The organism is Ohtaekwangia sp., from assembly GCF_036568665.1.
Taxonomy (GTDB): domain Bacteria; phylum Bacteroidota; class Bacteroidia; order Cytophagales; family Cyclobacteriaceae; genus Ohtaekwangia.
This window is the reverse complement of sequence record NZ_DATCSD010000233.1, coordinates 1-13,813: the sequence shown is the minus strand read 5'-3', so window position 1 is coordinate 13,813 and position 13,813 is coordinate 1. Positions and strand designations below refer to the sequence as shown.

Here is a 13,813-nt window from a genome sequence, read left to right as displayed (position 1 = left end):
GTTTCACTATCACTTAGCCCAAAAGATCAATGAAGTAAAAGGGCTGATACCTTGCGGAACATTAGCACCGTTGTACGCAACTTCTGTTGAAGGATATAGTATTCGTGAAGGCAGTCTGTCTGCACGTGTACTTTGAGAAGTTGTAGATGCAAAAGTTGTTGTGGCACCAGTTCCCGAAACAGCAGGATAACCAGTTCTGCGATACTCGTTCCATCCTTCATGGCTGTGAATAAAATTCAACGCTATATATTTCTGTGTAATAATAGCTTCGATCTGATGCTCTGTAGTTGTTGCCTGATCAAAATTCACCAGATAACTTGATGAATTGGCATTCAGATATTTTGTTGCATCGCTTGAAGGACTTCCGGATATTGATTTGTCAGGAAGCATATATATATAATTGAATGAAGCTGTTATACCATCCGTAAACAAGGTCTTTGCTGTAGATGAACTGCTTACTATATTTCTTACAACTGCTTCGGCTTGCAAGAAGTAGCTTTCAGCTGCTGTAAGCAATGGATAACCTGCATTCGGGCCTTTTAAAGTACCGGTAGTATTTCCCGCTGCTGTACCGGTTCTTTCTGTGCTCGGATACCAGAAACTTCCTGTAGGACAGGATGGAACTGCACTGCCTTCAAATCCAAGTTGATTTGTACCGGTTTTCGGAAACTGATAATATATAGCTGCACCTCTTAACGTATCGAGTAGTTTCGTTCCATCATAGAAAGCCATGATGAAGGTACTCGGTATCCAAGACTTTGTTGCAGCTGCACCTGTATAAGAGTATGCCCAAGTGCTCCATGCCGGGTTTTGCTTATTATTATCTCTTGCAAATCCAGGATTTATTAAAGCATCCGTAGTCAAAAAACCATCGCTGCTAAATGAAGTGCTGCTAAAAGTTACTTTTCCATTTCCGCGCACTACCAATCTTAATTTAAGCGTATTTGCCAGTTGTTTCCATTTTGTCATGTCGCCAGCAAAGAGTACGTCATATGATCCTAATTTTTTTACTCCGCCTGTTGCTTCAAGTGCTAATCCCTTGTTTATTGTACTTATCGCATCATCTAACTGTGCAGCAAGGCCTGCATAGACAGAAGCAGCATCATCAAAAGCTGGGCTCAAGCTATTAGCACCTTTCAATGCATCGGAGTATGGTATATTGTTGTATGCATCAACCAATAATTGAAATCCATGTGCCTCCATAATGCTTGCAACACCCTTGAAGTAATAATGCTCTTCATCTTCTGAATTATCAATTATATATTGATAGTCCTCGAGGTTATCGTATACACTTGTCCACAAGCCACTATAATTACCGGAAGTATAATTGTAAGTAACAAGTTCATTAAAGCCGCCGTAGCCACCAGCATTGGCAGCGTAGCCGCCAATCTGCGAACCATACGTATTAAAACCGTTCAATGTATACGCTGTTGCCGTAAGCGCTTGCGACAATATCAACTCAGGCGCTGCCGAGGTTGCCGAATTAGGGTTCGTATTAACATCCAAATAGTCGTTGCAGGCTGTTCCTAACACTGCGAGACCAATGAAGATTAGTATATAATATGTATATCTCATATTTCAATATTTTTTTCGTCTATAGGTATATGATACCAGCAGACTGATTAGAACTTAACCGATAAAGTAGCACCGTATGTACGCGTTGGAGGCGTTTGGCTCAAATCATTCAAACCAGTACCGTTACCTGTTGTACTACCGCTGCTATATTCAGGATCAGCATAGATGTTATCTTTTGCCATCCATAAGAACAGGTTGCGTCCCTGAACACTGATTGTTACGTCTTTGATCAGTTTACCTTCACCCAGCAGTGAAGCAGGAAGAGAATATGCAATAGAGATCTCTCTCAGTTTTATAAAATTTCCGGAAGTAACATAGTTAGATGTAACGTTACGATTTATACCGTCTGACCAGAAACCGTTGTTACCATTACCATTAGCGATTGCCACTGTTTTATTCTCAACGTAGTTTCCACTTTCATCCATATATACTGAGTTCGGGAAGACGAAGCTCTTACGATCATATACCGCAGTTCTGTAGCCAGTACCTGACCAATCTAATTCAGGACCTACACCGTTGAAGATTTTATAGCCTGTGCGTGCTTCGAATAGTATAGAGAAACGCAAGCCTTTATAACTTACAGCAGCATTCATGCCCATACGATTTTTGGGAGTACCATTACCCAGTACTACAAGAGAAGTTGTTTGCGTTGGCAATCCAGTAGTTGAATTTACAATCACGTGTCCTTTATCATCTCTTACGTAATCATATCCCATAATAACCGGGAAAGCTTTACCTGCAACTGCCGCAGAGATTGCTGTTCCTGTTGAACCCAAAGTGATTTTATCAAGCGTAGACGCTATTGAATTAACAGTGTTATCAAGATATGTATAGTTTCCACCAACAGTTACTTCCCAGTTTTCATTTCTAAACGGTGTAACCTGCAGGTCTAACTCAAGACCTTTACTCTGTGTCTGTCCTACGTTAGTCAACAGATTCTGGAATCCTGTACTATACGCAAGATTAGTACTTACTGTCTGATCATCTGTTTTTGTATTGTACCAAGTAACATGTGTTACGATGCGATCTTGTAAAGCAGACAGATCAAATCCAAATTCATATCCTTTTGTGATTTCAGGTCTCAGATTATTCGAAACGATTGTTCCGTTAACTGTATAACCTGCTAAACTATTGTATGGGAAACCATAACCGCTTGCGCTACCCACTGTTGTATATAAGTAGTAAGCTCCCAAATCATCTGATGAGCCTAAGTTTACTTTTCCATTTTTAGTTAAACCACCACGAAGTTTTAAGTAATTAACTACCTGGCTGGAAGCTATAGCCGGAATAGCTTCACTTGCTACGAACGATACATCTACCGATGGGTAGAAGAAAGAGCGGTTTGCTGCTGCCAATCTTGAATCCCAATCGTTACGTGCTCTGGCTGTTACGAAGAGGTAATCTTTATAGCTGATCACAGCCTGACCAAGAACACCCATCAAACGACTCTTGAATTCTGATTCACCATAGGTTGGCGTTCCTGTTCCATTACTAAGATTATACAAATTATTGATCACAAGCCCCCCTATATATGTAGTCATATAGCGGTTCTCGTTCTGCTTCCACTGGCCACCTGCTACAACATTAAAATTAAAATCACCAACGGTCTTATTGTATTGCGCTAAGAAGTCTGTGAGCAATTGCGTCTGAAAATTACTTGTCTCTGTAACAGAACCTGTAATATCACTTTTGGAGCTCATGTCAGTATTCTCTGCCCAGGTAGTATAATCGAAAGCACCTGTAGTATATTTATCAGAGAAATTCCGGGTAGATATACCCTGGCGAGCAATCAAATCCAATCCTGGTAATGGCTTAACTTTTATCTCGACACTTCCGGTCAAGAAATCGTTTCTTGTTTTTCTGCGATAATTATCGGCTGTAAAATATGGATTCTGATACCAGGGATTATAGAAACCATTGGGGTTTGCAAACTTATTGTTTCTCCAATCCTTATACTTCGTGATATCAACATTCGAAGGCATATTTAACATATTGGAGTAAATAGAAGCCGTCTGAGATGTAACATTTGTTCTGTTAGGTGTGAATGAAGTGCTATACGTTACATCAACATACTTTCCTACTTTGCGAGTACCGTTCAATCGTAGTGTAGCGCGATTGTATTTATCACCAGGAGTTGTACCTGTTACGCTCACATATTGTCCGGAGAGATATATACTTGATTTATCATCGCCTGAGGTTAATGAGAAATCGCTCTGGTTAGTTACACCGGTTACCCAAAATTTATCGTGCCCATCTTTATAAGAATAGGTTGTTGAATCCTGATCATGTCTGAGCGGATCATTAGGATCACAATTACATAAAGATTCTAGTGTAGGGCCGAGTGGTCTTTTTACTCCATCGAAAGCTGGTCCATACGATTGGTTCTCCAGGTAGCTAAAAGTAGGATTACCAAATTCATCTGTGCCATAGGCTGTACCACCTGCACCAAATTTCTTTTGAATTTTAGGAAGAAAAGCTACCTGCTGTAATGATGTAGTGTTCGATGCATTTATTTCAACCTTACCATCCTTACCTTTTTTTGTAGTGATGATCAAAGCTCCGTTCGATGCCATCGATCCATATAGTGCAGCTGCGGCACCACCATTTAACACAACTATACTCTCTACATCGTTAGGATTTATATTGCTGAAAACTGAAGCCGGCACAATCACGTTATCCAGTACAATCAACGCCTGGTTGTCGCCAGTTAATGATCGCTGTCCGCGAAGTATAACTCTGTAATCCGGATTAACACCACTGCCTGTTGCGTTGATCTGAAGACCTGCAACTTTGCCCTGCAATCCTGCCGCTATATTTACAGCCTTTCCGGTGTTAAGAGTTCCTGTTGTTATTACTGTATTGGCCGATCCCATCTCTTTCTCCTTGGCTTTCAAACCACCAGCAGTTGTAATAACTACTTCGCTAAGTTGTTGAGCATTCTGAGACAGCTGAACATTGATTGAAGTTCTTCCGCCTACTTGAACTTCTTGGGAGTTCAGACCTATAAATGTAAAAACCAGTGTTGAACCTTCCGGAGCTGCGATTGAATACTCTCCGTTAGCATCTGTTACCGTACCAATCGTTGTACCCTTTACAACGATGTTTACACCTGGGAGTGTAGACCCGTCCTCGACCGAAGTGACCTTGCCAGAGATTGTTTTGTTCTGGGCGTAAGTTCCAAAACTTATCCATACCGCGATAAGCAGAAACAGTAGAGTTTTCTTCATACTTTAATGTTTAGGTTATAAAGCCTTAAAGTTGAAGAAGCTTTGATCAGCAGAAAATCACTGATCGGTGGTAAAATTTTTTATATAAATAGACTCTAAACGTGGTATATTAATCAATACCACTCTTCGCAATCGATGCTTACTATGCAGTGCAACATCTAATTTACACTACTCATAAAGCCGTGATTAATACTGAAGTAATATTTGTGACTTCTAAGCAAACAGAATTAAGGCTATCATGAATGAATATAGCAACCATCATAACTACTGCTGTCCAACAAAAAAAACTGGTGCCGCATCAGATGGGCTATACGCAAAATTGGTTGATGCTATAAATAAGCTTTCACCAGTCAGTACATCACTCCTAAGGTGATGTAGAATATACAACGCTCACAAAAAACAAAAGAAGAAAGGAGATTTAATTCAATCTCCTTTCTCTTAAAAATATATAGCAATGCCCTAGTTGTGAACACTCACTGAGCCTTCTAACGGTTCGTTAAAATCTAATTCATCTGCAGGCAAATCCCAATAGTCCATATAATTGTAGTCAATCGTACAAGAATATGCATCAGGAGCGCCATCACCATCTGGATCATAAATATTGGAAGGAATAACAATCATAGCATCAGATCGTCCTCCACCAGCACTGAGCGGTGCTGTTACACCCCATCTTCGTGCATCATAGAATGATAAGCCGCGTAAAGCAAGTGCTGCTCTTCGCTCTTTCCGAAATTGTTCCAACGCTTCATCTAAAGTTAGTGATGTACCATTTACGGCTGACAATCCTGCACCTTGAAAGGATCGTACATTATCAACATGTTCAAGCCCAGTCAAATCACCTTTACGAAGTTTAGCTTCAGCCAACATCAATTCATTTTCTTCATAGGTAGGACCAAGAGGCCATTGACCTTTGCCTTGAGCAGTTGCAAATAATCCTCCCTCCTCTATATCGACAAATTGATATCGCGTTCCGAAATTCCATCCACGATTCCGCTTATTTACCTCAGGTGTTTCCAATAGTGAAAATGCCTTATCCAAACGCTTATCGCCGGGTAAATATTCCTGTATCAATCGCTCTGATACAAACCACCAACCGTTGGCAGAATTATCAAGCCAATAAGGATGATAGAATCCTTCCACAAAATCGTTCTTTCCATCAGCTGTCATACCGAGTGTAAAAACATTGTCGGTACTTTGAAGACCTTTTTGAGCGAGCGCAGCTATAGCATCCCAATCGCTGGTTTCCATTTCTGATATCTTCTTATTGACAAGTATATTTCGGGCTTTATATGAATTTATAGCACGTATCCACATATCAGGCTGTACTACCGCAGTATTATTATTGAAGCTTGCAATTATCGCTTTCATAATCCCTTCATAGTCTGCATTACCAGATGATATATTTACCAGCAAGGCAGCCGCTTTGTCGAAATTAGAAGTCGCTTCATCTATGATCAATGTTCTATCTATATAATTGCCGTTGGTTGCTCCAAATTCATCTACAATCAGACCTCCCAGATATATAGATCCAATTCTTGAATACATAAAGCCTTTCCACCAATACGCCCATGCCTTCAATGTATTCTGTTTGACCTCTGCATCACCGCTAAAGCTGACAGTCTTATCCAATGCAGCAAGTAATGCATTGCATTGCCCTATAGTCTGATACGCTGCATACCATTCGTATTTGAAAGAATTTACATCGCCTGCTGCGCGACTATTGTTCGCTTGCATAAATTCTTTCTGAGATTCTCCGGGATATAGTGTATGTTGGTAAACATCTCCGGTTGCATTTATCTTGATCGTATTATATAGTGCAGACCAGCGCCACCCCCAGTTACCCCAAGGGGTATACATATCATCTCCCATTATATTGTGATGCCCCACAGCTATGATAAAAGGGCTAATAGCCAAACTATTTCTATCGCCAACAGCTTTTTCAAGTAACCCAAGAGCGTATGCTTTCAAACCATCTTCTGTTGACAATGAGCCCAAAGAAGGATCATTGGGATTCACCAGATTCAGGTCATCTTTCTGACAGGATGTTCCAAAAAGAAATAACCCCGTAACAATTAATATATGTAACTTCTTCATAAGTATCTTATTTAAGAGAAAATTATAGTCCGATCGTCAAACCTACCTGATATGACTTCACATTGGGAAAACCAAATGAATCTATACCTCTTGTTGGACCGTTTGTTCCATCACTCCCAACAGATGTAGATTCAGGATCGAGCCCTCTGTAGTTAGTAAATGTCACTAGATTTCTTCCGGATAATGTTACAGAAAATTGTCTTGTCCAATTTGCGTTCAGAATACTCTTCAAATTATAGCTAACCGATAAACTCCTCAATCTCATAAACGACCCATCCTCTACAAACCAGCCGGTAGGCTGAATACTATTATACATACTGTTATACATAGTAACATAAGCACCAGATTCTCCATTGATCGTAACAGGTAAATCAAAGTCCTTCGACAATCGGTCTCGATATAACCATTGGCGAGTTTGATTAAATATCTTGTTCCCTTTCACAAAGTCCCATTGCATATTTACTTGAATGTTCTTGAACAACGTGAAGTCATTGATAATGGAGCCAAAGAATTTAGGCTGAGGATTGCCCATTACACGTTTATCATCTGCTCCGGTTAGAAGCCCAACTTTTGTAGTTTTGTTAACAACCAAATCCCCGTATTGAGTAGACACAACTTCATAACCTGCTTTATCAGCATCTGCAATGTATGGTGTTCCATCCGGTGATTTTTCATCAAGGCTTCGTATAGGAACTTGCCCAATCATTACACCAAGCGGCTGTCCTTCACGAATTAAAAATGTTCCATTATCACCATAAGGAACATCCAGCCCCTGCGAAATTTTATCGACAACAGTTTTTGCTGTTGCATAACGAAGACCCAAATTCCAACTGAAATTCTTTGTGTTTAGCATGAACATATCTGCACTCAACTCGATGCCGTGTGAGCTCAAAGAAATCAGGTTATCAAGTATTTGTCCTGCGCCAGACGAAGGTGGTAAGTTTGCTGGCTGAATGATATCCTTACCTTTTCTATCCCAGTAAGTAAACCCTAGTGTTACTTTATTCAACCAACTATCCGACAATAAAGGTATAAGAGTCAAATCAGATCCTAACTCAAGCTCCTTATTACGCTGAACAACCAGCGCTGCATTTTTTGCTGTTGATGGATTATAGAGACCTGATGCTGTACCATAGGTTTGACTTGATAAAGTTACCTGACGAGCATAACGATTGGGCTGCACACCTGCTTCTCCATAAGCTGCACGAAGTTTCCAATTACCAATCAAGTTACTTTTAAATAACTCTGAAACATTAAAGTAAGCAGTTCCTCTGGGAAAGGTATAGGGTTTAACAGAAGAGCCATCCGTAGTAAATCCAAATTCAGACGAATAGTCTGAACGGAAACCTATAGATACTCCCAATAGATCTCCATAATCAAAAGTTTGATTAACAAGATATCCATACGTAATAAACTCATCTAATTCTGAAGATGTACTTTGCGACTGCCCGTTACTTAAATTATAGGGAGGATATGCAAATCCGTTTGCCGTTCCAGAAAACTGTTCATATATATCCTTTCTCCAATCGTAAGTGAATTGCGTGGTTGATGTTAACGGAATATTCCAGTTAAAATCATCTTTAAAATTTAATCTGGCATAGAGCGACAAAAGAGAATTTTGATATGTACTCTTTTGATTCTCGATTGTTACACCCCCCGTGCCCGGAGAAGGTCCCCAAAAGGCATCGCTTGGCTCTAGGTATCCTTTCTGACTTCTTACAATATCCTTATCGTTCAAATTAGAAACCTGAATACCGTACTTATAATCTACTTCAAAGAACTTAGGAAATTTATAGTTCAGATTTACGTTCTCTATAATCTTATTAGTCTTACCACTCCTGGTCCTCCATTCTAACTCAGAGAGTGGGTTATATTCATTTTCTGATTTAGGCTTTATGACTTTATAACCATTAGTATATGTTGAATTAAAATCTATCCACGGATACGAATTCACTAATGCAAAACGATTTCCGCTCAAAAGATTTTCATCTTCGAACATCACCTGTGTTATTGACCGTAACGTTAATCCCTTGACGAGTTCTGCACCTAAATTCAAACTAATGTTCTGTCGTTGAAGTCTACCATTGCGAACATTCTCTTGCGTTAGCCAGTTTACATTCAGATTATAATCAACTTTACCTTCAGCTCCCGATATATTTAGAGAATGATTCTGTGATTTTGCAGTTCTGTAGGCTTGATCGAGGTGATTATAGGTTTTCTCTTTATAAGGCTTATCGTTTTTTAAATCGGCGGTTAGATTTACTAAAGGGTCAGTCCAAGTTCCGGTAGTAGCGTCTGCAGCAATAGCTCCACCTCCTGTACTCAAAATATAGCCATTGGCATCTGTATCATAGTGATGCATGGATGCGATCAAATCTACTTTTCCTCGAATGGCCTCATCAACAAAATATTTACCATTGTAGGTGATCGCTATCTTTCTATCCTTAGCTCCCTTCTTCGTAAAAATCTGAATTACACCATTAGCACCTTGAGCTCCATATAGCATACCTGCAGCAGCTCCCTTTACAACTTCAACTCTATCAATGTTTGTAATATCCAAACCAGCCATCGTTGTGATCTGAATTCCATCCAAAAGAATTATAGGATTACTATCCCCTAAACTGTTAATACCTCGTAATTGAATATTTGCCGTGGCACCAGGGCTACCATCGTTGAGTTGAATTTGAGCACCTGCGATTTTACCTTGTAGTGCCTGGTCCATCGATCCAACAGCACTAGGCACTAAATTTTTTCCGGAAACTGATGCCACATCTATTGCCACTTTTTTCCGATCGGTAGCAGATCCGACACCAGTAATAACAACTTCAGTAAGCTGAGTAACATCAGATGACATTGAAACATCAACGATGGCTAGCTCTCCAACGGAAGCTTCTTCTGATTTCAATCCAATAAATGAAAAAATGAGCACTGCATTGGGAGGAACTAATAATGAATATTTTCCTTCTGCATCTGTAACAGTGCCATCTGTTGTTCCCTTGACGAGTACATTTACACCCGGCAGAGATGAACCATCTTCAGCCGAGATAACTTTACCAGAAATCGCTCGACTCTGACCAATACTTTCAAAACTTGCCCATAGCAGGACAAGCATAAGCAGTAAAAACTTCTTCATGCTTTAGTGTTTAGGTTTATGTTTGCTAAAGATGAAGAAGTGTCCGTTCATAGAAAATCACCCGCACACTGTAAATTATACACTAACCTATAACTGCGTTTGGAGTATAAAAATCAGGTATATCACATTGCAAACGATAAACCAGTATACTATTTATAATAGCATATATACCTATATATATTTTTTAAGTATAGTATATATAACCAAAGTTTAAACCCATAAAATAAAAAAGCTACACCTAATTGGTGTAGCTTTTTTACAGATATATACTTTAAAATCGAAAACTATATTATAGAAACAAGCTTGTCATTTATAGCTTTCTTAACTACTTCAGATTTACTTCCAACCTTCAGCTTCCTATATATATTCTTGATGTGTGTTTTCGAGGTTTCTTGCGATATCTGCAGTTGAGCAGCAATCTGGGTATAACTTTTTCCTTCTGTAACCAATTTGAGAACTTCAGTTTCTCTATCAGACAGAGGAGATACTGGATTTATCCAGAAGGTCTCTAATAATGTGCGGGTAAAAACTGGGCTGAGATAGGCTCCACCATCTAATATTTTATCCAACGCTGTCAGAAAATGAGAAAGGCCAGATTCCTGAAGTACATATCCGGTAACACCAGCAGCAATGGTAGACAAGAACAATTCGCGCTGACGCTCTCCTGTAACAACGAGAAATTCAGTTTGAGGGCGTTTCTCGCGAATACTTTTAATAGCCTCTATACCTTCTATACCTGCAAACACCAGATCCATTACGATCAGATCCGGAGATGTTTTATTAAGTTCCTTGATAGCATCTTCGCAGGTGCTATAGGTATTAATAAGTGAACAACGATTGTTAGACTCTATAGCATACGCAAGTCCTTCACGGTTTTTGGTATCCTCAATAATTAGAATCAGTCGCGCTTTAAATCTTCCCTGTATCATCTTGTTTTATCGATTAAACGTTTGAAATCCATTTTTGTAATGTTGAGCATAGGCTCTGATTACTTGGCCAAACTTAGCGCAGATTGGGTATGCAGAACAATCCTGTTAATACGCATTACCGTGTGGTTATGCCACAGAGAATGGTATCCGTATTTCTACTTAGTAGAGTAAATTATCGCGATAAAGTATAAGATATAGGGGTATATATAGGTGTATATTTAGAAATATACCGGGAATGTAACTTCTCCTTTAAAAGAAAGAACGCACAGAGTGCGCAGAGAAAAGACCCTCTCTATAAAAACTCTGCGACCCCGTGCGTAGACCTTCAATGACGAGGAAGCACTGCTTGCTTCCTGCTATATTTTGTAAAACGCACAGAACTCACAAAGAAAAGACCCTCTCTATAAAAACTCTGCGGTCCCGTGCGTAGACCTTTATTCTATTTCTATTGGTTGATGCAGCTGGTTGGGAATCCGGATGGTAAACGTGGTACCCTCGCCAACTTTCGACTGAACTTTAATCGCTCCTTTCAGTCGGTCAATCGTATCTTTCACAATGAACAAACCAAGACCGGTGCCTTGAGCCTGATCAGTTGCTCTAAAAAACAGATCAAATATTTTTTCCTGATAGGCAGGCGCAATGCCGATGCCGTTATCTTCGATTCGTATATCACAAACTTCTTCTGTGATCTGTGCTGCAATTTTGATGAATGGATTTTGCTTTTGCAAGTCCATGTACTTTATAGCGTTGGAAAGAATATTTGTAACGATAGTCTGTACTCTTACGCGATCCGAAAGCAGCTCAACATTCCCCTCTACATGCCATGAAATGGCAACATCTCTTCCCGTATAGAGGTTCTTTAGATAGTCGAGCTCTTCAGCAAACAAGTTTGGCAAGTCTATCTTTTCGCGTTGTACTGCCAGCTTATCATTTCTGTAAAAATTATTCATTTCCTCTATAAATGAATCGAGCCGAAGAAGACTCTTCTTGATCATGCTGAGGTATTGCGCCAGTTCTTCGTGCGAAGCCTGCTCGGCAATTTTCACCAAACCTAATGCCGACATCAAAGGGGCTTTGAGGTCGTGCGTGGTTTTATATATCACCTGGTCAAGTTGCTTGTTGGAGCGGATCAATTCCTGCTCACGCAATTTTTGTGGTGTAATATTATATAGCTTTAATACGAGTCCTTCGACTTCGTGGTGATCGAGGAGCTTGGATACATTTACATCAAAGTATACTTCATGATGATCACGATGCGTGAACATCAATTCATCCATGACGTGCTCCTCGCCTTTCTCCAGGTTATCAATCCAATGCTGTACTTTATCCCGATCAATAAAGTCAAGGATGTCTTTTCCCATCAGGGAAACAATTTCAACTCCCAGCACTTTCGTTACTGCTGACGATGCGTACCGGATTTTGAAGTTCCGGTCTGTGACGATAAAAATGTCTTCGGAGTTTTCGATCAACTCCCTAAACAATCCTTCCCTACATTTCATTCTCCGCAAGCAGGCAAAAGGCCTGCTCCTTTAAATCAAGATTGCCATGCTGCTTAGCTGACTGGCTATCTTGAGATTTGAGGCATTAACCGTTGCCTGGTTAAGCTCAAATTTTAGTTTTCCATCTACTACTTTAAAATTGATACAGCTGCCTTTCTGCCCTAATCCATTACCATCGGTAATTGTCAGGATAGACTTGCCAGTAGTACTGCTTTTAATGCTATCGAAATCTTTGTTCTTGGATTTGCCAACGTAGACTACCTGGCAGTCAGAGGACTCAGCGGGCGAGGCCAGCTTTTTGATCACATACTTTTTACTTCCCTTCGGTTTGCCGTCATACCATTGCTTCAGTGTATTGAAGACGTTGTCATCTCCTATTACACCTACCACAAATTCACCTGCTTCACCTTCGTTGGGCCATTGCACATACTTGATAAAGTTGTACAACATGGCAGCATGGATCTCGTGTGGCGGACGTTCCTGGGCCTTACCAGTCCCGATCGAAGCGATCAGGAGGATCAAAAAAATAGAGGTTCTCATAGATTAAGTTTTTGGGCTCTTAATACTAATCTATGAATTAAATTGGAAAAAACCCCAGAGTGTAACCTCCGAGGCTTTCCAAACAACCCATTAAATCAGTATTGCCATAGAGGAGAGTGAACCTGAAACCTTCAGATTTGAAGCCTCAATGGCCTTTTGGTTCAATTCAAATTTGAGTTTACTATCAACTGTTTTAAAGTTGATGCCGCTTCCCTTTTCACCAAGACCGTTCTTGTCTGTGATGACCAGAGTACCTTTTCCCTTTACTTTTGAATTTGCTGCTTCAAATTCACCGCTCTTTGACTTGTCTATATAAAGCACGTGGCAGTCAGCTATTTCAGCTGCAGAATTAAATTTCTTGATCACATAGGTCTTTGAACCTCTTGGTTTACCACCATACCACTCTGTGAGTGTTTTGTAAACGTCATTGTTTCCAATTACGCCGATCACAAACTCACCGCCAGTAGCCTGATCAGGCCATTGTACGTAACGGGTAAAGTTGAACACCATCATCGAGTAAACCTCATGCATCGGTCTCTCTTGCGCAAAGGCAGTTCCGCTTATCAGGAGGGCTGCTAATGCGAGGGTTTTAAATTTCTTCATAACTAGATAGGTTGTTGTTGTTTGATGATACAAAGGTAGGTTGCACCATGAAATTCCGTGGTAGCCATAAATGGGTTAACCTTATCGATGTAAGATTTTCCCCAATGATTACTTAATATACCGGAAATCATGCCCTGCCTTAAGTTGAAGGAGAAACTCATAGATGAGGTCGATAACGTTTTCGACATCATCTTTGTGAACCATCTCCACAGT

At 40.1% G+C, this 13,813-nt stretch carries 8 protein-coding genes; all 8 read right to left on the bottom strand.

The window, feature by feature from the left end:
* Window positions 1-9: 9 nt before the first annotated feature.
* The 8 genes from VIN08_RS12990 to VIN08_RS12955 all read right to left on the bottom strand — a co-directional run bounded on the left by VIN08_RS12990 (window position 10) and on the right by VIN08_RS12955 (window position 13,600).
* Window positions 10-1,575: a SusD/RagB family nutrient-binding outer membrane lipoprotein gene (locus VIN08_RS12990; protein ID WP_331965603.1), complete on the bottom strand. Its 1,566-nt coding sequence runs from the start codon at window positions 1,573-1,575 to the stop codon at window positions 10-12.
* Window positions 1,576-1,622: 47 nt separating this feature from the next.
* Window positions 1,623-4,802: a SusC/RagA family TonB-linked outer membrane protein gene (locus tag VIN08_RS12985; protein WP_331965600.1), complete on the bottom strand. Its 3,180-nt coding sequence runs from the start codon at window positions 4,800-4,802 to the stop codon at window positions 1,623-1,625.
* 459 nt (window positions 4,803-5,261) lie between these two features.
* A complete protein-coding gene (locus tag VIN08_RS12980; protein WP_331965597.1) occupies window positions 5,262-6,896 on the bottom strand; it encodes a RagB/SusD family nutrient uptake outer membrane protein in 1,635 nt (544 codons plus the stop codon).
* 22 nt (window positions 6,897-6,918) lie between these two features.
* Window positions 6,919-10,029 (bottom strand): SusC/RagA family TonB-linked outer membrane protein, encoded by a 3,111-nt coding sequence (locus VIN08_RS12975; RefSeq protein ID WP_331965594.1) that lies wholly within the window; start codon window positions 10,027-10,029, stop codon window positions 6,919-6,921.
* A 284-nt stretch (window positions 10,030-10,313) separates the two neighbouring features.
* Entirely contained in the window at window positions 10,314-10,958 is a 645-nt protein-coding gene (locus VIN08_RS12970) for a response regulator transcription factor (protein WP_331965591.1), read from the bottom strand.
* 434 nt (window positions 10,959-11,392) lie between these two features.
* On the bottom strand, window positions 11,393-12,457 hold the full coding sequence (locus VIN08_RS12965; protein ID WP_331965588.1) for a PAS domain-containing sensor histidine kinase: 1,065 nt from the start codon (window positions 12,455-12,457) through the stop codon (window positions 11,393-11,395).
* Window positions 12,458-12,487: 30 nt separating this feature from the next.
* A complete protein-coding gene (locus tag VIN08_RS12960) occupies window positions 12,488-12,997 on the bottom strand; it encodes a YfiR family protein (RefSeq protein WP_331965585.1) in 510 nt (169 codons plus the stop codon).
* A gap of 90 nt (window positions 12,998-13,087) precedes the next feature.
* Entirely contained in the window at window positions 13,088-13,600 is a 513-nt protein-coding gene (locus VIN08_RS12955) for a YfiR family protein (RefSeq protein WP_331965583.1), read from the bottom strand.
* Between the last annotated feature and the right edge of the window lie 213 nt (window positions 13,601-13,813).

Excerpts from the sequence above, each read along its gene's own strand:
- VIN08_RS12990 (WP_331965603.1), bottom strand. The coding sequence starts at position 1,575 with ATGAGATATACATATTATATACTAATCTTCATTGGTCTCGCAGTGTTA.
- VIN08_RS12985 (WP_331965600.1), bottom strand. The coding sequence starts at position 4,802 with ATGAAGAAAACTCTACTGTTTCTGCTTATCGCGGTATGGATAAGTTTT.
- VIN08_RS12980 (WP_331965597.1), bottom strand. The coding sequence starts at position 6,896 with ATGAAGAAGTTACATATATTAATTGTTACGGGGTTATTTCTTTTTGGA.
- VIN08_RS12975 (WP_331965594.1), bottom strand. The coding sequence starts at position 10,029 with ATGAAGAAGTTTTTACTGCTTATGCTTGTCCTGCTATGGGCAAGTTTT.
- VIN08_RS12970 (WP_331965591.1), bottom strand. The coding sequence starts at position 10,958 with ATGATACAGGGAAGATTTAAAGCGCGACTGATTCTAATTATTGAGGAT.
- VIN08_RS12965 (WP_331965588.1), bottom strand. The coding sequence starts at position 12,457 with ATGAAATGTAGGGAAGGATTGTTTAGGGAGTTGATCGAAAACTCCGAA.
- VIN08_RS12960 (WP_331965585.1), bottom strand. The coding sequence starts at position 12,997 with ATGAGAACCTCTATTTTTTTGATCCTCCTGATCGCTTCGATCGGGACT.
- VIN08_RS12955 (WP_331965583.1), bottom strand. The coding sequence starts at position 13,600 with ATGAAGAAATTTAAAACCCTCGCATTAGCAGCCCTCCTGATAAGCGGA.